Annotated in this window: 29 protein-coding genes; 14 read left to right on the top strand and 15 right to left on the bottom strand. The window is 64.5% G+C overall.

The features are described 5' to 3' along the window. Positions 1 to 49: 49 nt before the first annotated feature. From R3F42_13160 to R3F42_13180, 5 genes are all read right to left on the bottom strand, one after another. Complete coding sequence (locus R3F42_13160) at positions 50 to 673, bottom strand: glutathione S-transferase N-terminal domain-containing protein (GenBank protein MEZ5542971.1); 624 nt, start codon at positions 671 to 673, stop codon at positions 50 to 52. A gap of 44 nt (positions 674 to 717) precedes the next feature. Further along, positions 718 to 1,455 carry a cytochrome c1 gene (locus R3F42_13165; GenBank protein ID MEZ5542972.1) on the bottom strand — a complete coding sequence of 246 codons (738 nt, stop codon included), beginning with the start codon at positions 1,453 to 1,455 and terminating at the stop codon, positions 718 to 720. Then, complete coding sequence (locus R3F42_13170; GenBank protein ID MEZ5542973.1) at positions 1,452 to 2,702, bottom strand: cytochrome bc complex cytochrome b subunit; 1,251 nt, start codon at positions 2,700 to 2,702, stop codon at positions 1,452 to 1,454. The genes R3F42_13165 and R3F42_13170 overlap by 4 nt, the downstream gene beginning before the upstream one ends. Further along, positions 2,702 to 3,295 (bottom strand): ubiquinol-cytochrome c reductase iron-sulfur subunit, encoded by a 594-nt coding sequence (gene petA / locus R3F42_13175; protein ID MEZ5542974.1) that lies wholly within the window; start codon positions 3,293 to 3,295, stop codon positions 2,702 to 2,704. Before petA ends, R3F42_13170 begins: the two co-directional genes overlap by 1 nt. A gap of 216 nt (positions 3,296 to 3,511) precedes the next feature. Further along, positions 3,512 to 4,270: a Nif3-like dinuclear metal center hexameric protein gene (locus R3F42_13180; protein ID MEZ5542975.1), complete on the bottom strand. Its 759-nt coding sequence runs from the start codon at positions 4,268 to 4,270 to the stop codon at positions 3,512 to 3,514. A gap of 66 nt (positions 4,271 to 4,336) precedes the next feature. Between R3F42_13180 and R3F42_13185 the strand changes: the two genes are divergently transcribed. Beyond that, a complete protein-coding gene (locus R3F42_13185; protein MEZ5542976.1) occupies positions 4,337 to 5,533 on the top strand; it encodes a Do family serine endopeptidase in 1,197 nt (398 codons plus the stop codon). 502 nt (positions 5,534 to 6,035) lie between these two features. Here the strand turns inward: R3F42_13185 and hisC are convergent. The 10 genes from hisC to R3F42_13235 form a co-directional block, all read right to left on the bottom strand. Next, a complete protein-coding gene (hisC, locus tag R3F42_13190; GenBank protein MEZ5542977.1) occupies positions 6,036 to 7,115 on the bottom strand; it encodes a histidinol-phosphate transaminase in 1,080 nt (359 codons plus the stop codon). Positions 7,116 to 7,735: 620 nt separating this feature from the next. Further along, positions 7,736 to 9,037, bottom strand: a complete 1,302-nt coding sequence (gene hisD / locus R3F42_13195) for a histidinol dehydrogenase (protein MEZ5542978.1) — start codon at positions 9,035 to 9,037, stop codon at positions 7,736 to 7,738. A 1-nt stretch (position 9,038) separates the two neighbouring features. Continuing rightward, positions 9,039 to 9,680, bottom strand: coding sequence for an ATP phosphoribosyltransferase (hisG, locus tag R3F42_13200; GenBank protein MEZ5542979.1), 642 nt, complete (start codon positions 9,678 to 9,680; stop codon positions 9,039 to 9,041). A 62-nt stretch (positions 9,681 to 9,742) separates the two neighbouring features. Continuing rightward, entirely contained in the window at positions 9,743 to 11,002 is a 1,260-nt protein-coding gene (gene murA / locus R3F42_13205) for a UDP-N-acetylglucosamine 1-carboxyvinyltransferase (protein MEZ5542980.1), read from the bottom strand. Between the two features lie 19 nt (positions 11,003 to 11,021). After that, positions 11,022 to 11,267 carry a BolA/IbaG family iron-sulfur metabolism protein gene (locus R3F42_13210; protein MEZ5542981.1) on the bottom strand — a complete coding sequence of 82 codons (246 nt, stop codon included), beginning with the start codon at positions 11,265 to 11,267 and terminating at the stop codon, positions 11,022 to 11,024. 72 nt (positions 11,268 to 11,339) lie between these two features. Further along, entirely contained in the window at positions 11,340 to 11,642 is a 303-nt protein-coding gene (locus R3F42_13215; GenBank protein ID MEZ5542982.1) for an STAS domain-containing protein, read from the bottom strand. 1 nt (position 11,643) lies between these two features. Further along, entirely contained in the window at positions 11,644 to 12,264 is a 621-nt protein-coding gene (locus R3F42_13220; protein MEZ5542983.1) for an ABC transporter substrate-binding protein, read from the bottom strand. A 1-nt stretch (position 12,265) separates the two neighbouring features. Continuing rightward, positions 12,266 to 12,790, bottom strand: a complete 525-nt coding sequence (mlaD, locus tag R3F42_13225; protein MEZ5542984.1) for an outer membrane lipid asymmetry maintenance protein MlaD — start codon at positions 12,788 to 12,790, stop codon at positions 12,266 to 12,268. A gap of 5 nt (positions 12,791 to 12,795) precedes the next feature. Then, a complete protein-coding gene (gene mlaE, locus R3F42_13230; protein MEZ5542985.1) occupies positions 12,796 to 13,575 on the bottom strand; it encodes a lipid asymmetry maintenance ABC transporter permease subunit MlaE in 780 nt (259 codons plus the stop codon). Beyond that, entirely contained in the window at positions 13,575 to 14,381 is an 807-nt protein-coding gene (locus tag R3F42_13235; protein MEZ5542986.1) for an ABC transporter ATP-binding protein, read from the bottom strand. Before R3F42_13235 ends, mlaE begins: the two co-directional genes overlap by 1 nt. A gap of 225 nt (positions 14,382 to 14,606) precedes the next feature. On the opposite strand from R3F42_13235, the gene R3F42_13240 reads away from it, so the two are divergent. The 13 genes from R3F42_13240 (at position 14,607) to R3F42_13300 (ending at position 24,095) form a co-directional block, all read left to right on the top strand. Further along, positions 14,607 to 15,575 carry a calcium/sodium antiporter gene (locus R3F42_13240; protein ID MEZ5542987.1) on the top strand — a complete coding sequence of 323 codons (969 nt, stop codon included), beginning with the start codon at positions 14,607 to 14,609 and terminating at the stop codon, positions 15,573 to 15,575. 28 nt (positions 15,576 to 15,603) lie between these two features. Next, the gene (locus R3F42_13245; GenBank protein MEZ5542988.1) at positions 15,604 to 16,578 is read left to right on the top strand and encodes a KpsF/GutQ family sugar-phosphate isomerase; all 975 of its coding nucleotides are present in this window, start codon (positions 15,604 to 15,606) and stop codon (positions 16,576 to 16,578) included. A gap of 9 nt (positions 16,579 to 16,587) precedes the next feature. Further along, a complete protein-coding gene (gene kdsC, locus R3F42_13250; protein ID MEZ5542989.1) occupies positions 16,588 to 17,109 on the top strand; it encodes a 3-deoxy-manno-octulosonate-8-phosphatase KdsC in 522 nt (173 codons plus the stop codon). Beyond that, positions 17,106 to 17,669 carry an LPS export ABC transporter periplasmic protein LptC gene (gene lptC / locus R3F42_13255; protein MEZ5542990.1) on the top strand — a complete coding sequence of 188 codons (564 nt, stop codon included), beginning with the start codon at positions 17,106 to 17,108 and terminating at the stop codon, positions 17,667 to 17,669. The genes kdsC and lptC overlap by 4 nt, the downstream gene beginning before the upstream one ends. After that, positions 17,656 to 18,192 (top strand): lipopolysaccharide transport periplasmic protein LptA, encoded by a 537-nt coding sequence (lptA, locus tag R3F42_13260; protein ID MEZ5542991.1) that lies wholly within the window; start codon positions 17,656 to 17,658, stop codon positions 18,190 to 18,192. Before lptC ends, lptA begins: the two co-directional genes overlap by 14 nt. Further along, positions 18,189 to 18,914, top strand: a complete 726-nt coding sequence (gene lptB, locus R3F42_13265) for an LPS export ABC transporter ATP-binding protein (protein MEZ5542992.1) — start codon at positions 18,189 to 18,191, stop codon at positions 18,912 to 18,914. Before lptA ends, lptB begins: the two co-directional genes overlap by 4 nt. 364 nt (positions 18,915 to 19,278) lie before the next feature. Continuing rightward, positions 19,279 to 20,733 (top strand): RNA polymerase factor sigma-54, encoded by a 1,455-nt coding sequence (locus R3F42_13270; protein ID MEZ5542993.1) that lies wholly within the window; start codon positions 19,279 to 19,281, stop codon positions 20,731 to 20,733. A gap of 25 nt (positions 20,734 to 20,758) precedes the next feature. Beyond that, positions 20,759 to 21,079 carry a ribosome-associated translation inhibitor RaiA gene (raiA, locus tag R3F42_13275; GenBank protein ID MEZ5542994.1) on the top strand — a complete coding sequence of 107 codons (321 nt, stop codon included), beginning with the start codon at positions 20,759 to 20,761 and terminating at the stop codon, positions 21,077 to 21,079. Between the two features lie 63 nt (positions 21,080 to 21,142). Next, positions 21,143 to 21,613 carry a PTS IIA-like nitrogen regulatory protein PtsN gene (ptsN, locus tag R3F42_13280; protein ID MEZ5542995.1) on the top strand — a complete coding sequence of 157 codons (471 nt, stop codon included), beginning with the start codon at positions 21,143 to 21,145 and terminating at the stop codon, positions 21,611 to 21,613. After that, on the top strand, positions 21,610 to 22,554 hold the full coding sequence (gene hprK / locus R3F42_13285; protein MEZ5542996.1) for an HPr(Ser) kinase/phosphatase: 945 nt from the start codon (positions 21,610 to 21,612) through the stop codon (positions 22,552 to 22,554). The genes ptsN and hprK overlap by 4 nt, the downstream gene beginning before the upstream one ends. A gap of 14 nt (positions 22,555 to 22,568) precedes the next feature. After that, entirely contained in the window at positions 22,569 to 23,429 is an 861-nt protein-coding gene (rapZ, locus tag R3F42_13290) for an RNase adapter RapZ (GenBank protein ID MEZ5542997.1), read from the top strand. Continuing rightward, positions 23,426 to 23,824, top strand: coding sequence for a PTS sugar transporter subunit IIA (locus R3F42_13295; protein MEZ5542998.1), 399 nt, complete (start codon positions 23,426 to 23,428; stop codon positions 23,822 to 23,824). Before rapZ ends, R3F42_13295 begins: the two co-directional genes overlap by 4 nt. 1 nt (position 23,825) lies before the next feature. Continuing rightward, positions 23,826 to 24,095: an HPr family phosphocarrier protein gene (locus R3F42_13300; GenBank protein MEZ5542999.1), complete on the top strand. Its 270-nt coding sequence runs from the start codon at positions 23,826 to 23,828 to the stop codon at positions 24,093 to 24,095. The last annotated feature ends 6 nt before the right edge of the window (positions 24,096 to 24,101 follow it).

Genomic DNA, 24,101 nt, shown 5'->3' on the forward strand with positions numbered 1-24,101 from the left:
AGCCCGGTTAGCGTGCGGCGGCACGCACGGGCCGGGCGCGCAGCGTCGTTCAGTCGCGCATTTCCCGCTCGACCTCGGACAGGCTTTCCTTGAACGATTCGCGTGCGAACATCCGTTCTGCATAGTCGAGCACGGGCTTGGCCTGGCGCGGGAGGTCGATCCCGTAATGCTTGATACGCCACAGGATCGGCAGGATGCTCGCGTCCACCAGCGAGAATTCGTCGCTCAGGAAATACGGCTTCGCGGCAAACACCTCGGCGCTCGAGGTCAGGCTGTCGCGCAGCTGCTTGCGTGCCTTGGCCGCGGTCTTCTCGCCCTTGGACTCCAGCGCCGGCACCAGGCCGTACCAGTCCTGCTCGATGCGGTACAGCGCCAGCCGGGTACGCGCGCGTGACACCGGATCGACCGGCATCAGCGGCGGATGCGGAAAGCGCTCGTCGAGGTACTCCATGATCGCGCGCGGGTCGTAGAGGACCAGTTCGCGATCGACCAGGGTCGGCACGGTGTTGTAGGGATTCAGGTCGATCAGGTCCTCGGGCTTGTTGTTGTCGACCTCGACGATCTCGACGGTAATGCCCTTCTCGGCCAGCACCACGCGAACCCGGTGACTCTGCGGACAGCTGGCAGACGAAAAAAGACTCATCACGGAACGCCGGTTCGCTACGAGTGCCATATTGTGTATCCCCTTGAAAATGGAGTCACCCTCGCTTGCGTGGCTCAATGCACGTCTTTCCAGAATTCACGCTTCATCAGGTAGGCCAGCACCAGGAAGAGCAGCAGGAACATGATGACCTTCACGCCCAGCGTCTTGCGCTCATGCTTGGCGGGCTCACCCATGTAGTCGAGGAAGTTGACCAGATCGCGGATCGCGCGGTCGTATTCCTTGGGCGTCAGCTTACCCGGTTCGACGAGTTCGAGCGTGACATCCTTGGTCTCGGTACCGTCCTCGTTCTTGACGGTGTGGATCTTGGCCTCCTGCCAGCCCTGCAGCTCCCACAGCACGTGCGGCATGCCGACATCCGGAAACACCAGGTTGTTGACGCCGGTGATCTTCGTCTTGTCGAGATAGAAGCTGCGCATGTAACTGTACAGCCAGTCCACCCCGCGCGATCGCGCGATCACGCTGAGGTCCGGCGGCACGGTGCCGAACCACTCCTTTTCGTCTTCCGGGTGGGTCGCAACCGTCATCAGCTCGCCCACCTTGCCGCCGTTGAAGACCAGGTTCTCGGCCACCAGCTTCTCCTTGATGCCGAGGTCCTTGCCGATGCGCTCGAAGCGCATCAGGGCCGCCGAATGGCAGCTCAGGCAGTAGTTCACGAACAGACGCGCACCGCGCTGCAGCGAGGCGGTGTTGTTCGGATCGATGTTTGCCTCTTCCAGATGGGCGTGCTCCGCAGCCATCGCGGCCCAGGCCGGCGCCAGCAGTAACAGTACGGCAATCAGTTGCTTTTTCATGATGTCACCCTGTCAGGTACCGGTTTGGTCTTGTCCATTTTCGTGTAAATGGGCATCAGGAAGAAGAACGCGAAGTACACGATCGTGCAGATCCGCGCAATCAGGGTCTTCACTTCCGAGGGCTGTTCCATACCGAGCCAGCCCAGGATGACGAAGCTGACCACGAACAGCGCGAGCCAGACCTTGTAGACCGTACCGCGATAGCGGATCGACTTGACCGGGCTGCGGTCCAGCCAGGGCATGAAGAACAGCACCACGATGGCAACGCCCATGGCCAGCACGCCCGGGAAGGCGGAACCGCCGACCGAGGGCACCGCGCGCAGGATGGCGTAGAACGGGGTGAAATACCACAGCGGCGCGATGTGCTCGGGTGTCTTGAGCGGGTCGGCCGGGATGAAGTTGTTCGCCTCCAGGAAGTAACCGTTCATCTCCGGCAGGAAGAACACCACGATGGAGAAGAAGATCAGGAACACGACCACGCCCACGATATCCTTGACCGTGTAGTAGGGATGGAACGGTATGCCGTCCAGCGGAATGCCGTTGGCATCCTTGTTCTGCTTGATCTCGACACCGTCCGGATTGTTGGAGCCGACCTCGTGCAGCGCCAGGATATGCAGCACGACCAGCGCCAGCAGCACGATCGGCACCGCAATCACGTGGAAGGCGAAAAAGCGGTTCAGGGTGGCGTCGGCGACGACGTAGTCACCGCGGATCCACAGGGCGACGGATTCGCCGATGCCCGGGATGGCGCCGAACAGGTTGATGATCACCTGCGCACCCCAGTAGGACATCTGACCCCAGGGCAGCAGGTAGCCCATGAAGGCCTCGGCCATCAGGGCGACGTAGATGATCATGCCGAAGATCCAGATCAGTTCGCGCGGCTTCTTGTAGGAACCGTAGATCAGGCCGCGGAACATATGCAGGTACACCACGACGAAGAAGGCCGAGGCGCCGGTCGAGTGCATGTAGCGGATCAGCCAGCCCCAGTTCACGTCGCGCATGATGTACTCGACGGAGTTGAAGGCCAGGTTTGCGTCGGGCTTGTAGTTCATGGTCAGCCAGATGCCGGTCAGGATCTGCATCACCAGCACCATCAGCGCCAGCGAACCGAAGAAGTACCAGAAGTTGAAGTTCTTCGGTGCGTAATACCGGGCCAGGTGGTCGTACCACATGCTGCTGAGCGGGAAACGCGCATCGATCCAGCCCAGCAGGCCGCCCTGCCATTTTTCACTCGTATTGCCAGCCATTATGCGGTCTCCTCGTCTTCACCGATCAGGATTTCGGTTTCACTCAGGTAACGGTAGGGCGGGACCGGCAGGTTCTTCGGCGCCGGCATGCCCTTGAACACGCGTCCGGCGAAATCGAAACGGGAACCATGACACGGACAGAAGAACCCGCCCGGCCAGTCCGGACCCAGGTCGGCCGGCGCCACGTCGGGACGGTAGGTCGGCGAGCAGCCCAGGTGGGTACAGATACCGATCAGCACCAGGTATTCCGGCTTGATCGAACGCCATTCATTCTGCGCGTAAGCCGGCTGCTGCGGCAGCTCCGAGGCAGGATCGGCCAGCCGGGAATCCAGACTCGGCAGCCGGTCGAGGTCCGCCTGGGTGCGGTTGACGATCCACACCGGCTTGCCGCGCCACTTGACGCGGATCATCTGGCCCGGTTCCAGCTTGCTGATATCGGCCCGGACCGGGGCGCCGGCCGCGCGCGCCTTCGCACTGGGCTGCATGGAGGAAATGAAAGGTACCAGTACAAAGCCGGTCCCCACCGCACCCACGACCGTGGTGGCCGCGGTCAGGAATCGACGCCTGCCGGAATTGGTGTCCTCGCCACTCATAGGGGCATTCTCCAGAGTTTTAATAAATTCAGTGAGTTATCTGCACCCTGCGGCCCGACGCCGGCACAGGACGCACAACAATCATTTCGGAATATTCTGAATTGTTTCAGGCAGATTCCAAGGGCCGTATAGGATGGTCGAAGTACCTGCCAAGGTCAAGCGGAATGCGGGCCAGTAACGCTGGCGCAGCCCCTGGGCAAGCGCCCCCCTGCCCGGTCAGACGGGGTTGTCGATATCGATGAACCGGTGGTGCAGACCGAACCGCCCGGCCAGGTGTTCACCCAGCGCGCAGGCGCCGAAACGTTCCGTGGCATGATGCCCGGCCGCGAAGTAGTGGATCCCCGTCTCGCGCGCCACATGCACGGTCTGCTCGGAGACCTCGCCGCTGACGAAGGCGTCCAGTCCGCGCGCGGCCGCGGCCGTGATGTAGGACTGGGCCGCGCCGGTACACCAGCCGATGCGCTCGATCTGCGGCGCGCTGCCCGCGATGTGCAGGGGCGAGCGTCCGAGCGAGCTCTCCAGGTATTCGCAGAAGCCGGCGGCGTCCAGCGGCCGCGCCAGGCTGCCGTACTGCGCCAGCTGCAGTCCGCCGTCGTCACCGAAGCAACCTGCCGGCTCCAGGCCCAGCACCCGCGCCAGCTGGGTGTTGTTGCCGAACTCCGGATGCGCATCGAGCGGCAGGTGATAGGCCAGCAGGCTGATGTCGGCGTCGAGCAGCAGCTTGAGCCGGCGCCGCAGCATGCCGGTCACGCAGGGCGAGTCACCTTTCCAGAACCAGCCATGGTGCACCAGCAGGGCATCCGCCCCGGCTGCAGCTGCCGCCTCGATCAGCGCGAGGCTGGCGCTCACCCCGCTCACCAGCAGGCCCACCTCTGCCCTGCCCTCCACCTGCAGACCGTTCGGGCAATAGTCCGTGAAGCTGGTCACGTTCAGCAGTTCGTTCGTATAATCAACCAGTTCTTTCAGTGCTACCATCGTGATATGTCCCGTACCGGGGGCCGGCCTGTGTTGAGCGACATGCCGGCCAAGGGTAACCGACCTATGCCATTTCGCAAGAGCGCCCAGTTCATCCTGCAGACCGTCGTCATCGGGCTGGCGGCCGCGTTCGTCTATGTCCTGCTGATCGAGCCGCAGCTGCTCAAACACGACGCCAATGTGGTGGAGGTCACCGAGACCCCGGCGACGCCGGCCCAGCTGCAGCCGCTGCCGGGCGCCGGCAGCGCCGGCCTGGGCTCCGGACCGGTCTCGTACGCGGACGCGGTCGCGCGGGCGGCACCGGCCGTGGTCAACGTCCACACCGCCAAGATCATCACCCGCAAGGTACACCCGCTGCTCGAAGACCCGATCTTCCAGCAGTTCTTCGGCGATCGATTCACGCAATCGCGCCGGGAGATCCAGACCAGCCTCGGTTCCGGCGTGCTGATCAGCAAGCAGGGTTACATCCTGACCAACAACCATGTGATCGAGGGCGCCGACGAGATTCAGGTGCTGCTTGCGGACGGACGCCGCATGCAGGCCACGGTGGTCGGCACCGATGCCGACACTGACGTGGCCGTGCTGCACATCAGCGCCGACAACCTGCCGGCCATCGTCATCGGCGATTCCAGACGCCTGCGCGTGGGCGACGTGGCGCTGGCCATCGGCAATCCCTTCGGCGTCGGCCAGACCGTGACCTTCGGCATCATCAGCGCGACCGGCCGCGACCACCTCGGCATCAACGCCTACGAGGAATTCATCCAGACCGACGCAGCGATCAATCCCGGCAACTCGGGCGGCGCGCTGATCAATGCCAGCGGCGAGCTGATCGGCATCAATTCCGCCATCTACAGCCGCACGGGCGGATCGCAGGGCATCGGCTTCGCCATCCCCATCAGCCTTGCCAAGGGCGTCATGACGCAGATCATCGAGCAGGGCCATGTCGTGCGCGGCTGGCTGGGTATCGAGGCACAGGACCTGACCGAACAGCTGGCGGAATCCTTCGGCCTGTCCAGCCTGCAGGGTGTGCTGATCTCCGGCGTGCTGCGCGATGGCCCGGCAGACCAGGCCGGCCTGCTCCCCGGCGATGTCGTGACCACCATCAACGGCCGCGCGGTCAACGACAGCAGCGCGGCGATGAAGGTCATCTCCGAACAGCAGCCGGACTCGGTGATCGTGCTGGGCGGCGTGCGCGAGGGCAAGCCCGTCTATCTCAAGGTACGGGTGCAGCAGCGCCCGCGCCAGGCGGGGCTGGGCAACTAGCGCACCGACGTCGACAGCGCAGACAACAAGCCTGTCTCGCGCCACGACGACAGGGATGCAGGAGGCAGCGCAATGCAGGGAGCCATTGCAGAAGACGCATTGGCGCGGACGAAACCCGTGCCACGGACGGCACAGAGAACACGGTGTTTTTAGAACCTATCTCAAAATTGGCACAAGTGTTCTTACATCGTCATGCCCGCGCAGGCGGGCATCCAGAAACCACGCGAAATACGGGATTCCGGCCTGCGCCGGAATGACGACAAACATGGTCGCCGCAGGATTTTCCAATTTTGAGAGAGGTTCTAATATATTTGCCGCGGCGCCTCATGCCGGCAGCACCGGCAAATCTCATGAAGTTGCCCGGCCTTGAAAAATTGCTGGTGCGCTGCCGTGTTCCCGGACGGACCTGAATTGACACTGTGTTGTCTCTGCCCTCTGTGGCGAATATATATTCATTTTCTTCGCGCCTTTGCGTCCTGGCGCGCACAGGCTTTTTCTGCTGTCACAGCAACCCGCCGAGCGCGGCGAGGAAGGCCGCGTTCTCCTCCGGCCGGCCCACGGTCACGCGCAGGCAGTCGCGCAGTGCGGGCGCCGAACCGTCCAGGTTCTTGATCAGGATCCCGGCCTGTTGCAGGCCTGTAAAGACGGCGCCGGCACGTCCGGCCGGTACACGGAACAGGATGAAGTTGGCCTCGCTCGGATACACCGTCAGCGCCGCAAAACCGTGCAAGCCGGCTGCGAGTTCCGCACGCGCGGCGCGGATCTGCGCGGCCTGCGCGTCGAACACGTCGCGGTGCGCCAGGGCCAGTGCGCCGGTCGCCTGGTTCAGCGTACCGATGTTGTATGGCAGGCGGGTCTTGTCGATTTGCGCGATCCATTCCGGATGACCGGCCAGCAGGCCCAGCCGCAGACCGGCGAGCCCGAGCTTGGAGACGGTGCGCAGTACCAGCAGGTTGTCATGGCGGCCGAGTTCCGCCATGAAGCTCGCGCTGGTAAACGGGGCGTAGGCCTCGTCCACCACGACCAGCCCGGTGGCGGTCTCGAGTAGCGCGCGGATGACGGCGGCATCGAACAGGTTGCCGGTCGGATTGTTGGGGTAGGCCAGGAAGGTCACCGCCGGCTGCAGCGTCGCGACAGCATCCAGGACCGCTTCCCGGGCCAGCGCGAAGTCTGGCGCCAGCGGCACGCCACTGAATTCCAGTCCCGCCACGGTCGCGATCTGCCGGTACATGACGAAGGTCGGTTCCGGCGCCAGGATGACGCGGCCCGGCCCTGCCACGGTCTGGACGATCATCTGGATCAGCTCATCCGAACCGTTGCCGAGCATGACCCCGGCCGTTGCCGGCACCCCCATGGCGGCACGCAGCGCGGCCTGCAGCTCCCCCGCCGCGGGATCGGGGTAGCGGTTCAGCTCGAGGTCGCGCAATGCGTCGAGCCACGCCGCGCGCAGTTCGTCCGGCCATGGCCACGGGTTTTCCATGGCGTCGAGCTTGATCATGCCCGTCGCCGGTGGCACGTGGTAGGCGTGCATGGCCTGGATTTCCGGACGTACCAGTCTGGTTATCTTGTCTTGAAGGGACACAGTTAGTTTCTCGATCGATCAGTATTATCTAAATTTCAATTCTTGAATTCTCATTTCGCCCTGTCGGGCGAGATACTTTCTCTTGCGTGCCCAAGAGAAAGTACCCAAAGAGAAGGGCACCCGCTGGCCGCGCCGGCTGTGCCGGTGCCCTGCGTTCCTCGCCCGGCCGGGGCGTGCACAACTCGGAGCCGGAGCGGGATGTTGATCCCGCTCCGGCTTGCCTCGGACAGGGTGCGCGCCAATATCCCGGCCGGGCTGCGGTACTCGGCGCGGCCGACGGGACCGGGGTGGCAGTAACAGCCCCGTCAGGCGTAGCCGAGCAGCGCAACCGGTTCGGGATTGAGCGAGCCGCCGTGTCGAGCTGGATTTGCGAGCCGGCAGGCGCGGCAAATCCTGCGAGTTCGGCGAGCGCCCGAACCGGCGAGCAGCGCAGGTAACCCGGTAAGTCAGCAAAGCTGACTTACCGGGCAAGCCTCCGGGCCGCCTTTCTTTTGGGTACTTTTCTTTGGCGGCGCAAAGAAAAGTACCTCGCCCGACAGGGCGAAACCTGGCAGACATCCGGAATTCTGGACTGTGAACAGGGATCTTGTCAGCCAGGATTCCCTGTTCGACAATTTTAATCAATCCCTGTCAAGGATACGCACTTCCGCCGAGCGCGCATGCGCGGTCAGCCCCTCGCCGTGGGCGAGTACGGCGGCGGTCCTACCCAGCGTGCTGGCGCCCGCGGGCGAGCACTGGATCAGGCTGGAACGCTTCTGGAAATCGTACACCCCCAGCGGCGAGGAGAACCGCGCGGTACGCGAGGTCGGCAGTACGTGGTTCGGCCCGGCACAGTAATCGCCCAGCACCTCGGCCGTGTAACGACCCATGAAGATCGCCCCGGCGTGACGGATGCGCGCGGCCACGGCCTGCGGCTCCGCCACCGACAGTTCCAGATGTTCGGGCGCGACCCGGTTGGCGACCTCGATCGCCTCGTCCAGATCGCGCACCTGGATCAGGGCGCCCTGCCGCGCGAGCGCGGCCTCGATGATGGCCGCGCGCGGCATCTCCGGCAGCAGACCTTCGATGCGCTCCGCCACCCGGTCGAGAAAGGCGCCGTCCGGACTGACCAGGATGGCCTGCGCGTCCTCGTCGTGCTCGGCCTGGGAGAACAGGTCCACCGCGATCCAGTCCGGATCGGTCTGCCCGTCGCAGATCACGAGTATCTCCGAGGGCCCCGCGATCATGTCGATACCGACCTTGCCGAATACCATGCGCTTGGCCGCGGCAACATAGGCATTGCCCGGCCCCACGATCTTGTCCACCGCCGGCACGGTTTCCGTGCCGTAGGCGAGCGCGGCCACGGCCTGCGCGCCGCCGATGGCGAACACCCGATCGACGCCGGCGATGTGCGCCGCGGCCAGCACCATGGCGTTGACCTCGCCGCCCGGTGTCGGCACGACCATGATCAGTTCTGTCACACCGGCGACCTTGGCGGGTATGGCGTTCATGAGGACGGAAGACGGATAGGCGGCCTTGCCGCCCGGCACATACAGCCCGACCCGGTCCATGGGCGTGACCTGCTGCCCAAGCAGCGTACCGTCCGCCTCGGTGTACGACCAGGATTCGAGCTTCTGGCGTTCAGCGTAGGCGCGCACGCGTGCGGCCGCGGTCTCCAGCGCCGCACGCCGTTCCGCGCCGATGGTATCGACGGCGGCGGCACAGGCGGCCCGTGGCAGTTCCAGGCCGGCGCCGGCACTGCGCCGGTCGAAGCGTTCGGTGTACTCGACCAGCGCCGCATCGCCGCGCGTGCGCACCGCCGTGATGATCTCGCGCACCACGGCCTCGACCCGGAGATCGGCCGATTGTTCCCAGTCGAGCAGTGCCCCGAGTTCGGCCGCGAAGCCGCCGGCGCGCGAATCGAGTCGCCTGATGGCCACCATGTCAGCGCCCGTCGGCCCCGACTGCGGCGCGCAGGCGCCTGATGAAATCGCTGATACGCCCATGCTTCATCTTCATGGATGCCTTGTTCACGACCAGCCGCGAGCTGATGTCCGCGATGTGCTCCAGCGGAACCAGACCGTTCGCCTTGAGGGTATTGCCGGTATCCACCACATCGACGATGCGGTCGGCCAGACCCACCAACGGCGCCAGTTCCATGGAACCATAGAGCTTGATGATCTCCACCTGTTCCTGGCGGTCGGCGTAGAAGCGGCGCGTACTGTGCACGTACTTGGTGGCGATGCGCATGCGCCGGCGCGCCGGGCCGGCCCCGGTCGGCCCCGCGACCATCAGCCGGCAGCGTGCGATCCGGAGATCGAGCGGCTCGTACAGGCCATCGCCGCCATGCTCCATGAGCACGTCCTTGCCGGCCACCCCCATGTCGGCGGCGCCGTAACCGACGTAGGTCGGTACGTCCGCGGCGCGGATGATCACCAGCTTCACGTCGTCCTGGTTGGTGTCCAGGATGAGCTTGCGGCTGGTCTCCGGATCGTCGACCGGCACCACGCCTGCCGCTTCCAGCAGCGGCAGGGTTTCCTTGAAGATGCGCCCCTTGGACAGGGCGATGGTCAGCGCGGTATTCATGGATGGCAAGTTTCCGGCAGTTACGGCCGGTTTACAAGCGCAGCGGCGGCAGCAGCCGCGGTTCAGTCCGGGACGCGGCGGATATCGGCGCCGAGTTGGGCGAGTTTTTCCTCGATGCGCTCGTAGCCGCGGTCGATGTGGTAGATGCGGTCGATGACGGTCTCGCCGTCCGCGACCAGACCCGCCAGCACCAGGCTGGCCGAGGCACGCAGATCGGTCGCCATCACCGGCGCGCCGGTCAGACGCGGCACACCGGAGCTGATGGCGGTATTGCCCTCCAGCCGGATGTTCGCACCCATGCGCTGCATCTCCTGCACATGCATGAAGCGGTTCTCGAACACGGTTTCGGTGATGGTGCCGGCGCCCTCGGCGACGGCATTGAGCGCGGTGAACTGCGCCTGCATGTCGGTCGGGAACGCCGGATAGGGCGCAGTGTGCACGTGCACCGCCTGCGGCCGGCGGCCGTGCATGTCCAGCGCGATCCAGTCCGCCCCGCTCTCGATCTCGGCGCCGGCTTCGCGCAGGGTCTGCAGCACGGCGTCCATGATGTCAGGACGCGTATCCTTGAGTTTCACCCGCCCGCCGGTGATCGCCGCGGCGACCAGGAAGGTGCCGGTTTCGATTCGATCCGGCAGCACGCTGTACTCGGTACCGGTCAGCCGCTCGACGCCCTCGATGGTGATGGTATCGGTACCGGCACCGCTGACCTTCGCTCCCATGGCGTTCAGGCAGTGCGCGAGATCGACCACCTCGGGTTCGCGCGCGGCATTTTCGATATAGGTGACGCCGTCGGCCAGCGTGGCCGCCATCATCAGGTTCTCGGTACCGGTCACGGTAACGAGGTCCATCACCAGGCGTGCGCCCCGCAGGCGCTCGACCCGTGCCTTGATATAGCCGTTCTCGACCGTGATCTTCGCGCCCATTGCCTGCAGGCCCTTGATGTGCAGGTTCACCGGGCGTGAACCGATGGCGCAGCCGCCCGGCAGCGAGACATCGGCACTGCCGAAGCGCGACAGCATCGGTCCGAGCACCAGGATGGACGAACGCATGGTGCGCACCAGTTCGTAAGGCGCATACAGCGAATTGATCGCACGCGCGTCCACCTCGATATCCATCCGCTCGTTTACCGTCAGGTGCACGCCCATGTGGCCGAGCAGCTCCATGGTGGTGGTGACATCGTGCAGGTGGGGAATATTGCGGATGACGACGGGCGCGTCTGCCAGCAGGGTGGCAGCCATGATCGGCAGTACGGCGTTCTTTGCCCCGGAGATGCGGATCTCGCCGTCCAGCGCGGTGCCGCCCTTGATGATCAGCTTGTCCACGGCGCTGCAGTCCGGCCGGTCACTGGATGCGGCGCTGGCTGCGCCACTGTTCCGGGGTATAGGTCCGCAATGCAAGCGCGTGGATCTCCCCGCCCATGCGGTCGCCCAGGGTGGCGTATACCAGCTGATGCTGCTTGACCAGGTTGCAGTCTGCGAAGCGCTCGCTGATCACGGTGGCCTCGAAGTGGTCGCCCTCCCCCTTAACCATGACCTCCGCGCCGGGTATGCCGGCCCGGATCAGCGCCTCGAGTTCCTTGTTCTGCATGACTGCTACCCCGTTGAATGACTACCAAACCGCGGCGCGGGCGCACGGCTGCCGCCCGCTCCGTCCATCCTGCTAATGCGAAAGCGGGAGTATTTCTTCCAGCCCGCATACGCGGGCGATCAGCATCAGCTGCTCGGGCACGTTGACGAAACTGATGCTCGCCCCTGCGCGCTCCGCCCGGCGCAGCCACTCCAGCAGCAGCGCCAAACCCGCGCTGTCCGCGCGGGTCACGCCCGCGAGGTCCACCCGGATCGCGCCGCTGCCCGCGGTCCAGGTCCGCGCACGCGCGAGGACCTCGGGCACGGTGGTGAAATCCAGCTCGCCCTGCAGCAGCCAGTCGCCGCCGCCACGTTCGGTAAACTCCGCCGCCGGCATGTCAGGAGCTGTTCTTCCGCGCCAGCTGGTCGATCAGGCTGTCCATCCCCTGTTCGCGGATGATGTTGCCGAACGAGGAACGGTAGTTGGTGACCAGGCTGACCCCGCTGATGGCGACATCGTAGACCTTCCAGCCGTCCCGGCTGCGGTACATGGAATACGAGATGGGGATGGTCGAGCCGGCCTGCTCGATCTCGGTCCGCACCGTCACGGTCGGCGCGGAGACGTCGCCCGCGAACGGCAGGTATACGATCTTTTCATCCGCGTAATCCAGCAGGGCCTGGCCGTAGGTACGCACGAGCAGGTTGCGGAACTGCTCCACGAAACGCGTGCGCTGGTCGGGCGTCGCCGTGCGCCAGTTCTTGCCCAGCACCCACTGGCTCATGCGCTCGAAATCGAAGTACGGCAGCACGATGGTGGACACCAGGTCGTACAGGCGTCCCGAGTCCCTGCTGATGGTGGGGCGCTCGCTTTTCAGGGCTGCCAGCATGCGTGAGGAGGTGTCCTCCACCAGCTCCTGGGGCGTGATGTCGCTCCCCGCGACTGCCTGGGCGCAGCCCAGCACGGCGCCAAGCAGCGCCAGCAGCAGACCCGAACGCTTCACTGTGAATGAATGATGCATGTCACTTCGACTCCGCGGCCGGGGCCGGGTTCAGCTGCGGCTCCGGCTGGGCGGCCGCCTGTTCGGGCTTTTTCCCCGCCGCATTGTACAGGAACTGGCCGATTATCTGCTCCATGACGAGCGCGGACTGGGTCAGCTGGATGCGGCTGCCATCCTCCAGGTTGGTCATGGAGCCGCCCGGCTCCAGGGCAACGTACTGCTCTCCCAGCAGGCCGGCGGTGAAGATGCTGGCCGAGGTGTCTTCCGGAAATCCGTTGTAGCGCGCCTCGATCTTGAGGGATACCACGGCCTCGAAGGTTTGGAAGTCGTAGTCGATGCCCTCGACCCGGCCGACCCGCACCCCGGATACCGTGACCGGGGCGCGCACCTTGAGACCGCCGATATTCTGGAAGCTGGCCGTGACCACATAGCCGTCGTTGTTACCGAGCGTGCTGAGATTGCTGACCTGCATGGCCAGCATGAACAGGGCCGCCATGCCGCAGGCGACGAACAACCCGACGCCGATCTCTACAGTTCTGGTATTCACTTCATCTAGTCTCCAAACATCAGTGCGGTCAGCACGAAGTCCAGCCCCAGCACGGCCAGCGCCGTATGCACCACCGTGCGGGTCGTCGCGCCGCTCACGCCTTCCGCCGTCGGCACGGCATCGTAACCTTCGAACAGGGCGATCCAGCCGGCGATGAAGCCGAACACGATACTCTTGATGACACCGTTGAGGATGTCGTCGTATACATCCACCTTGTCCTGCATCTGCGACCAGAACGCGCCGTCGTCTACGCCCAGCAGTCCGACACCGACGAAATGGCCGCCATAGACACCGACCGCGCTGAAGATCGCCGCGAGCAGGGGCATGCACAGGAACGTCGCCAGGAAGCGCGGCGCGATCACGCGCTGCACCGGGTCGACCGCCATCATCTCCATGCCGGACAGCTGCTCGGTGGCCTTCATCAGGCCGATCTCCGCCGCCAGCGCCGAACCGGCGCGCCCGGCGAACAGCAGCGCGGCCACCACCGGGCCGAGTTCGCGCACCAGCGACAGGGCCACGAGCACACCGAGCGACTCCTCGGCTCCGAAATCGACCAGGGTATTATAACCCTGCAATCCCATGACCATACCCACGAACAGTCCGGAGACCACGATGATCACCAGGGTGAGTACGCCGACGGAATACATCTGTTTCACCAGCAGCACCGGACGCAGCAGCATGCCCGGCATGCTGGCCAGGATCTGCAGCAGGAACAGGTGCCCGCGGCCGAGGCGCTCGAAGAAGCCCAGCGTCCGGTGACCCAGCCGTTGCAGCGATTTCAGCATCAGGCCTGCCCTCCGCCGATCAGGTCCTCGCGGAAGCCCGGTGCAGGATAATGGAATGCCACCGGCCCGTCCGGTTCGCCATGCAGGAACTGCCGGGTCCATTCGGATTGCGATTGCCACAGGTCGTCCGGCCTGCCGTGGTCCATCACCCGGCCGTTTGAAAGCAGGTAGGCGTAGTCGGCAATGGCGCTGGTCTCGCGAACGTCGTGCGAGACCACGATACTGGTCAGGCCGAGTGCGTCGTTGAGTTCACGGATCAGCTTGACGAGGATGCCCATGGAAATCGGATCCTGGCCGGTAAAGGGTTCATCGTACATGACCATCAGCGGATCCAGCGCGATCGCGCGCGCCAGGGCCACGCGGCGCGCCATGCCGCCCGAAAGTTCGCTGGGCATGAGCCCGGCCGCACCGCGCAGGCCGACCGCCTGCAGCTTCATCAGCACCAGGTCGCGCACCAACGCCTCGGGCAGTCGGGTATGCTCGCGGATCGGGAATGCGACGTTGTCGAACACGCTGATGTCCGTCAGCAGCGCCCCGGTCTGGAACAGCATGCCCATGCGCTTGCGCAGACGATAGAGTTCGGGACGGCCGAGGGCCGCCACCTCCAGGCCCTGCACGCGAATGGAACCCGACAGCGGCTGCAACTGCCCGCCGATCAGCTTCAGCAACGTGGTTTTGCCGGTGCCGCTCGGTCCCATGATGGCGGTGACGGTGCCCGGCCGGATGTCGAGGTCCACGCCGTCGAAGATCATCCGTGCGCCACGGGCAAAGCGCAGACCGCGTATCTGGACAACTGGCTCCGACATGGTTCCTGTTCCGTGCTCGGATAAAAGGTCGACATTATGTACAGGCAGGTCGCCGGATTACAAACCGAGATTCCTGCCGCCTGCCACGGTGTGTATCATCACGGGTCTTCGCCCAACAGGTCCCCCGTCTGATGAAGCACGCATTATCGGCCCGCCCGCGGGATACCCGCAAGCAGATTCCGGGGCCCTGTGCGCCGCAGCATCGACCCGCGTCAGGTAACCGTTGTGTGGACTGAACTGCTCGCCATCGTGGCCGGCTTCGGCCTGCTGGGCTGGAGCGCGGGGCGGCTCGTCGAGGGCGCCAGCGCGATCGCGTGGCATCTGGATATCCCGCCGCTGGTGATCGGTCTGACCGTGGTCAGCATCGGCACCTCGGCCCCGGAGATCGTGTTTTCCGGCATCGCGGCCTGGCAGGGCAACGCCGGCCTCGCGGTGGGCAATGCGCTGGGCTCGAATATCGTCAACACCACCCTGATTCTCGGCGCCGGCGCACTCATCCAGCCCCTGCGCGTGCATTCCAGCATCATCCGCCGCGAACTGCCGGTCATGGTGCTGGTCATGGGCTACACCTACGCCCTGCTCGTCGACGGCGTGCTCGGCCGCCTCGACGGCGTGGCGTTGCTGACCGGTATGGTCGTCATGCTGTACTGGATCGTCCGTGTCGGCATGCGCGGTCAGGCCGCGCGCGACCCGATCGGCAGCGAGTACGCCCATGAGCTGCCGACGGATATCGGGCGCGGGCGGGCGGTGCTGCTGGTGACGGTCGGTCTGCTGGTGCTGCTCGGGAGTTCGCGCCTGCTGGTCTGGGGTGCGGCCGCGCTGGCGACGCGCTTCGGCGTCAGTGACCTGATCATCGGCCTGACGATCGCCGCGCTCGGCACCAGCCTGCCGGAACTGGCCGCCACGGTGATGAGCGCGCTCAGGAACGAGCACGACATCGCACTCGGCAACATCATCGGTTCCAATATATTCAACCTGCTCGCGGTACTCGGCCTCGCCGGGCTGATCCGGCCGGAACCGCTCGAGACCGCGGTGCTGACACGCGATTATCCCTGCATGGTGGGCACGACGCTCGCCATGTTCTTCATGGCCTACGGTTTTCGCGGTCCCGGCCGGCTCAGCCGGGCCGAAGGCGTGCTGCTGCTGTGCGCCTATGGCGCCTACCAGACCCTGTTATACTTCACCGGAACCTGAACCGGACGCGCGGGACGCCCTGGCACCCATGAACGACAACAAGCTGCAGGATCTCGCCCTGGCGGTGATCGACACCGAGGCACGCGCCATTGAGCGGCTCGGCGAGGAAATCCGCAAGCCCTCGTTCACACAGGCCTGTCACCTGATGCTCGAATGCCACGGGCGGGTCGTGGTCACCGGCATGGGCAAATCCGGCCACATCGCCGGCAAGATCGCGGCGACCCTGGCCAGCACCGGCACGCCCGCCTTCTTCGTGCATCCCGGCGAAGCCAGCCACGGCGACCTGGGCATGATCACCACCAGCGACGTGGTACTGGCGCTGTCCAACTCCGGCGAAACCGCCGAGATCGTCACCATTCTGCCGCTGATCAAACGCCTCCAGGTGCCGCTGATCGCCATGACCGGCAACCCGCACTCGACCCTGGCGCTCGCCGCCACCGCCAGCATCAACGTGAGCGTGGAAAAGGAGGCCTGCCCGCTCGGCCTGGCGCCGACCGCCAGCACCACCGCGGCGCTGGCCATGGGCGACGCACTCGCGGTCGCGTTGCTGGAGACGCGCGGCTTCACCGCGGAGGACTTCGCGCGCTCGCATCCCGGCGGGACCCTGGGCCGGCGCCTGCTGCTGCTGATCGACGACCTGATGCACACCGGCGACGCCATCCCGCGCGTCACCGCGGACACCCTGCTCAGCGACGCACTGGTGGAAATGACCCGCAAGGGTCTGGGCATGACCGCAGTGGTGGACGCCGCCGGCAAGCTGCTCGGGGTGTTCACCGACGGCGACCTGCGCCGCACCATCGACCACCGCATCGACGTGCATAGCGCCCGGGTCAGCGAGGTCATGACCGCCCGCTGCAAGGCGGTGCACCCCGGCATGCTCGCCGCCGAGGCGCTGCAGATCATGGACGCGACCAAGATCAATGCCCTGCCCGTCATCAACGACGACCATGAACTGGTCGGCGCGCTCAACATGCACGACCTGCTGCGCGCCGGCGTGGTATAAATTGACCGCATGAAAGACATACTCGAAAAAGCCGCGCACGTCCGGCTCCTGATCTTCGACGTGGATGGCGTGCTCACCGACGGCACCCTGTTCGTCGGCGACGATGGCCAGGAATACAAGGCATTCCACTCGCGCGATGGCCACGGCATCAAGATGCTGCAGAAGCACGGGGTGATCGTCGGCATCATCACCGGCCGCACCTCGAAAGTCGTCGAGCACCGCATGGCGAACCTGGGCATCACCCACGTCTACCAGGGCAAGCTGGACAAGCTGCCGGCCTACGAGGAGCTGATCGACAAGCTGGGCATCAGCCCGCACGAGACGGCCTATGTCGGTGACGACGTGGTCGACCTCCCGGTCATGCGCCGCGTGGGACTGGCCATCGCCGTGCAGGATGCGCATCCGCTGGTGGTACGCCACTGTCACTGGCAGACACCCAGTGGCGGCGGGCGCGGCGCGGCGCGCGATGTCTGCGAGATGCTGCTGGAGGCACGTGGCGTGCTCAAACAGGAACTGGACAGCTACCTGTGAGCAGCGTCCGCAAGCTCATCCTGCTGCTGGTCGCGGTGCTCGTCATCGCCACCACCTGGCTCACCCGCCAGCAGGACGCCGGCGACGAGACGGCAGTGCGGACCGATCGCGGCCCGGACGCCTACGCCGACGACGTCCGCATCCAGGTCATGGACACGAACGGCCTGCCGGCCTACCACCTGCGTGCCGAGCATATCGCCTGGTATCCTGACAACGATCAACTGGCGCTGCAGCGCCCGCGCCTCGACGTCCACAGACCCGACGGCGCTCACTGGGAACTGCGCGCCGAACAGGGGCTGACAGGACGCGCCGGCGATCCGGTTTCCCTGACCGGCACTGTTATCATTCAGAAAGTTGCGGCCAATTCCGGCAGCGCTCTCAAGATCACGACCGCCGACGTCACCGTCATGTCAGACGCCCGCCTGGCACTGACCGAAGCGCCCGCCCTGGTGGAAGGTGCGGGCTACCGCTTCGAGGCGACGGGGCTGACGGCGGACTTCCGCGAGAACAGGCTGGAACTGCGTTCACAGGTACGGGGCCGGATCGATGCGCGCAGCTAATGCGACCCTGCGCGCCTGTGTCTGGCTGCTGACCCTGATGCCCTGCCTGGCCTGGGCGCTGGCCAGCGACCGCAACCAGCCGATCCAGATCGAGGCGGACCGCGCCACCCTGGACGAGAAGGCAGGACTGAGCGTCTACGAAGGCAACGTGGTCATGCAGCAGGGCACGCTGAAACTGCGCGGCAGGCGCATGGCCGTGCAGGTCCGCGACAATCAGGTGGAGAGCATCACCCTCGACGGTGCGCCGGCCAGTTTCATGCAGCGGCCCGACGGCGGCGCTACCGACCAGCATGCAGAGGCGGATCATATCGAGTACATCACCGCCGACCAGCAGCTGATCCTGCGCGGAAACGCCCAGATCCGCCAGTCCGACAAGGAACGGTTCAGCAGCAACCGCATCATCATCAACCTGCGCGACAACACGGTCAGCGCCGGCGGCAGCAGCAGCGGCAGCCGCGTGCGCATCACCCTGCAACCGGAAGCCGTCCCACCCGCGGCCCCGCCGGCGGACCCGGCGCAGTGAGCGTGCTGCAGACCTTCAGCCTGGGCAAGAACTACCAGTCGCGACGCGTCGTCGATGACGTCTCGCTCACCGTTGGCAGCGGCCAGGTCATCGGCCTGCTGGGGCCGAACGGCGCCGGCAAGACGACCTGCTTCTACATGATCGTGGGGATCATCCCCTGCAGCGAGGGCCGCATCGAACTCGACGGGACGGATCTGACCGGTCAGCCCATGCATGTCCGCGCACAGCACGGTCTCGGCTATCTGCCACAGGAGGCCTCGGTGTTCAGAAAGCTGTCGGTGGCGGATAACATCATGTCCATACTCGAGATCCGCAAGGACCTGGACGGACACGAACGCGGCGAGCAGCTGGAATCCCTGATGCACGAACTCCATATCGGCCATCTCGCCGAACAGCCCGGCATCAGCCTTTCCGGCGGGGAACGCCGCCGCGTGGAGATCGCACGCGCCCTGGCCGCGAATCCGCGTTTCGTCCTGCTCGACGAACCGTTCGCCGGCGTCGATCCGATCTCGGTCATCGATATCCAGCACATCATCGAGCATCTGTGCAGCCGCGACATCGGCGTGCTGATTACCGACCATAACGTGCGCGAGACCCTGGGCATCTGCGACCAGGCCTACATCCTGAGCGAAGGCCGGGTGATCTCGGCCGGCAGCCCGCAGAGCGTGCTGGCCGACCAGCGGGTACGCGAAGTCTATCTCGGCACCGAATTCCGCCTGTGAGCCTTCCCCTGTCCAACTGCCCGTCCTGCGGGCGGGCGGTGCCGGTGCCGCACCCGTCTGCAAGACCCCGCAACCGGTTGCCACGGTTACGTCAATTTGGCAGGTCGGCAGGCGCCGCGGCACGCTGGATATTGCCGGCATGGCATGGATCATGCACTATAATGATTCATAAAGGACCGGTATCACCGCGTGGCGACAAAACCGGAAAATCCATACCGGACTGCCCTTGTAAAATGCCAACAAAGACAAATGCTTGCACGCGATCATGGCCGCCCCAGCGCGGCGGGCGCAATGGACCCGTGCGGCGCTGGCAGCAGCAATCCTCCTGCAGGTACATGACAAAAGCGCAGTGCCCTGACAATTCATGAAGCAGTCCCTGCAACTCAAACTCGGCCAGAATCTGACCATGACCCCCCAGCTGCAGCAGGCTATCCGCCTGCTGCAGCTGTCCACGCTGGAACTGCAGACCGAGGTGCAGATGGCGCTGGAATCCAATCCGATGCTCGAACAGGACGATGGCAGCGGCGGCAGCGGCGACCTCGGCGAGCCGGTTACCGAATCCGGCAGTGCCGAGCACGAAACCACGGCGGGGAGCAACGGCGAGGCGGATGCCATCCCGGAAGAACTGCCGGTCGACAGTAACTGGGAGGACATCTTCGATACCGGTGCCACCAGCTACAGCGCCCCCGACACCAGTAACCGCGACTACTTGGATACGGTGACCGTCAGCGGTGAGAACCTCCACGACCACCTGCTCTGGCAACTGGAACTGTCCAGCTTTTCCGATACCGACCTGGCGATTGCCCACACCGTCATCGACGCTATCAACGAGGACGGCTACCTCAGCATCGGCGCCGAAGACATCCGCAAGTCGCTAGGCGCCGATTTCGAGGTGGATACGGACGAAATCGAGGCCGTCATCCACCGCGTCCAGCAGTTCGATCCGCTCGGGGTGGGTGCCCGGGACCTGCAGGAAAGCCTGCTGCTGCAGCTGCAGCAGTTCGCCGATGGCACCCCCTGGCTGCGCGAGGCACGCCTGCTGGTGCGCGATCATTTCGGCCTGTTGAGCAACCGTGACTACAACCGCATCAGCAGCAAGCTGAAACTGGGCAAGGACGACCTGCAGCAGGTGATCCAGCTGATCCAGTCACTGAATCCGCGGCCCGGCGCCGGCTACACGACGGCGGCGCCCGAATACATCGTCCCGGACGTGTACGTGTTCCGCAAGGACGGCAGCTGGCAGGTCGAACTGAATCCCGATTCGATCCCCAAGCTGCGCATCAATTCGATGTACGCGAACATGATCAAGCGCGGCAGCAACAGCTCGGACAACAACTACCTCAGGGACAACCTCCAGGAAGCACGCTGGTTCCTGAAAAGCCTGCAGAGTCGCCACGAAACCCTGCTCAAGGTCGCCAACTGCATCGTCGAGCGCCAGCACGGTTTTCTCGAGCATGGCGACGAGGCCATGCGTCCCATGGTGCTGCGCAGCATAGCCGAGGCCATCGGCATGCACGAGTCGACCGTTTCGCGCGTCACCACGCGCAAATACATGCATACTCCGCGCGGCATCTACGAATTCAAGTATTTCTTCTCCAGCCACGTCACCACGGAAACCGGCGGAGAATGTTCGGCCACGGCCATCCGGGCAATCATCAAGAAGCTGGTGGCCGCGGAAAACCCGGCGAAACCGCTCAGCGACAGCAAGATGGCCAGCGTCCTGGCCGATCAGGGTATCAACGTCGCCCGCCGCACCATTGCCAAGTACCGGGAATCGCTCTCGATATCGCCGTCCAACGAACGCAAACGCCTCACCTAGGCTCTACCGAACAAGGAGTGCAGTCATGCAAATCAGCCTGACCGGAAACCACGTCGAACTGACCGACCCCCTGCGCGAATACGTCAACACCAAGATGGAACGCCTCGAGCGCCATTTCGATATCGTGCGCGAAATCCACGTCGTCTTGAGCGTGGAAAAGCTGCGTCACAAGGCCGAAGCGACGGTGCACATCAACGGCAACAACCTGTTCGCCGACTCGGTCCAGGAGGATATGTACGCGGCCATCGACGCCCTGACCGACAAGCTCGACCGCCAGGTGAAAAAGCACAAGGAAAAGATGACCGATCATCATCGCAGCGAAGGCTCGATCTCCAAGGACCTGTAGTGTAACCGTGCACGCGCGCCATGACCGGGCAGACCGCCTGTCACACCCGACTCCCACACGATCATGAACATTACTTCCCTATTGACACCGGAACGCGTCGTCTGCTGTGACAACATCGCAAGCAAGAAGCGGCTGCTGGAACACCTGAGCGAACTGCTCGGCAACAGCGCGCCGCACCTGTCGCAGCAGGCGATCTTCGACGCGCTGGTAAACCGCGAGAAACTCGGCAGCACCGGACTCGGACGGGGTGTCGCCATCCCGCATGGCCGCATGGCCATGCTCGAGGAACCGGTATGCGCCTTCATCAAGGTGGAAAAGCCGGTCGATTTCGATGCCGCAGATGACCAGCCCGTGGATCTGGTGTTCTGCCTGCTGGTGCCGGAGGACTCGACCGAGGAACACCTGCAGGTCCTGTCCACGATCGCGGAAATCTTCAGCAACCCCGCCATGTGCAGCGCGCTGCGCGAATGCGACAGCGGTGAATGCATAATGCAGCAACTCTACCAGTGGGAACGCCAGCGCATTTCCGCATGAGCACAACGCTTGATGTCCGGACGCTGTATGACGACCTGGAGGAGAAGCTCGGGCTGAGATGGATTTGCGGCGCCGAATTCGAGCACAAGATCATTCACGCCAGCAGGACCCCGGCCACCGAGGTTTCCCTGGTCGGCCAGCTCAACCTCATCAACCCCCATGTCATCCAGATCCTCGGCAGGAAGGAACTCGAGTATTTCGACAAGCTGAGACAGAACTCGCGCAAGGACGCCATCGCCCAGCTCTATGCCGGCGAGTCGACGCTGGTAATCCTCGCCGGCAGGCTCGAGGCGCCGGAAGATCTGCAGGCAGCGGCGCAGGCGCGGCAGACGCCGCTGCTGTCCTCGCAGCTGAAGAGCCAGGAGACGATTGAGAACCTGCAGTACTACCTGACCAACTATTTCGCCGAGAAAATCACTCTGCACGGCGTGTTCCTGGAAGTCATGGGCACCGGCGTGCTGATCACCGGGGAATCGAGCATCGGCAAGAGCGAGCTGGCGCTGGAGCTGCTGACCCGCGGACATCGCCTGATCGCGGATGACGCGCCGGAATTCGCCCGCGTCGCGCCGGATACGCTGATCGGCACCTGCCCGGAAATGCTGCGCGAGTTTCTCGAGGTGCGCGGGCTCGGCATCCTCAACGTCCGCGCCATGTTCGGTGCCAGCGCCATCAAGCAAAGCCGCAACCTGCGGCTGATCATCCGGCTGCAGGACATGGACGAGGCGGTGAAGATGGACCGCCTGCACGGCAGCCGGCACCTGCGCACCATCCAGGACGTCGAGATCCCCGAGGTCACCCTGCCGGTCGGACCCGGCCGCAACCTCTCGGTGCTGGTTGAAGCCGCGGTACGCAACCACATCCTCATCAGCAAGGGTTACGATGCCAGCGAGGCCTTCATCGAGCGGCAGAAGAAACGCCTGGAAAAGGCCCACGAGCCCTGACTGCCATGGCGCGCATGAACCTGGTCATCATCAGCGGACTGTCGGGCTCCGGCAAGAGCGTGGCCCTGCACGCCCTCGAAGACATGGACTTCTACTGCATCGACAATCTGCCGATCGGCCTGCTGGCCGCGTTTGCCAGCGATTTCCAGGAGCACGATCTCGCGCAAACCGGCAAGGTGGCCGTCGGCATCGATGCACGCAACCGGGGCGATTGGCTGGAGCGGTTTCCGGAAATCATCGACGGGCTGCGCGCACGCGGCTTCGAATGCCGGATCCTGTTTCTCCAGGCCGATGATCCCACGCTGCTGAAACGCTTCAGCGAAACGCGTCGCAAGCACCCGCTCAGCAACAGCCGTACGCCGCTGTCCGACGCGATCGTGCGCGAACGCGCCTTGCTGGAACCGATCGCCGCCAATGCCGACCTCTTCATCGATACCAGCCGCACCAACGTTCACCAGCTGCGCGAGCTCATCATGGAAAGCATCGGCAAGACCCACGGCAAGGGTTTTGCGCTGCTGCTGCGCTCGTTCGGCTACAAGCACGGCATACCGGCCGATGCCGATTTCGTGTTCGATGCGCGCTGCCTGCCGAATCCGCACTGGCAGCCGGACTTGCGTAACCGGACCGGACTTGATAAAGAAGTGGCTGACTACCTTGAATCGCAGCCGGTTGTAGCCGAATACCTGGAACAGCTCGCGCAGTTCCTGCAGCGCTGGATCCCGAAATTCATGGCTGACAACCGCAGCTATCTCAGTATCGCGATCGGCTGCACGGGAGGCCAGCACCGTTCCGTCTACCTGGTCGACCGGCTGGCCGCACAACTGGGCAATACAGTAGGCGAGGTCCTGACCCGCCACCGGGAGCTGCAGGCATGAGCGGAGTGTTACTGATAACCCACGGCAATATCGGGCAGGACATGCTGGATACGGTCACCGCCATCCTGGGCGGCTGCCCGCTGGATGCACTGGCACTTGGCGTCGCTTCCGATTGCGATCCCGATGCCATCTACGCGACCGCTCGCGAGAGCTGCGCGTCGCTGGACGACGGCAGCGGTGTACTGGTGCTGACCGATCTTTTCGGCAGCACCCCCAGCAATATCGCCAATCGCCTGCTCGATAGCAACAACGTCACGGTGGTGGCCGGCATCAACATGCCGATGCTGCTGCGCGTCATGAATTATCCCGACCGCGAGCTCGCCGAGCTCGCGGAATGCGCCGCCAGCGGCGCGCGTAACGGCATCGTACTCACGCAGACAAGGCAGGCATCCTGAGATGCAGGAACGTTCAGTCACCATCGTCAACAAGCTCGGCCTGCACGCCCGCGCGGCGGCCAAGTTCGTCACCACCGCCTCGGGTTTCGCCAGCAGCATCGATGTCGCGAAAAACGGTCAGCGGGTCAACGGCAAGAGCATCATGGGGGTCATGATGCTGGCAGCATCGCGCGGCACCGAGCTGATCATCATCACGTCGGGCACTGACGAACAGGAAGCGGCAGAAAGTCTCGTGCAGCTGATCCAGGACAAATTCGGGGAAAACGAATAAGACAGG

It is taken from the genome of Pseudomonadota bacterium (assembly GCA_041395565.1).
Classification (GTDB): Bacteria; Pseudomonadota; Gammaproteobacteria; order UBA9214; family UBA9214; genus UBA9214.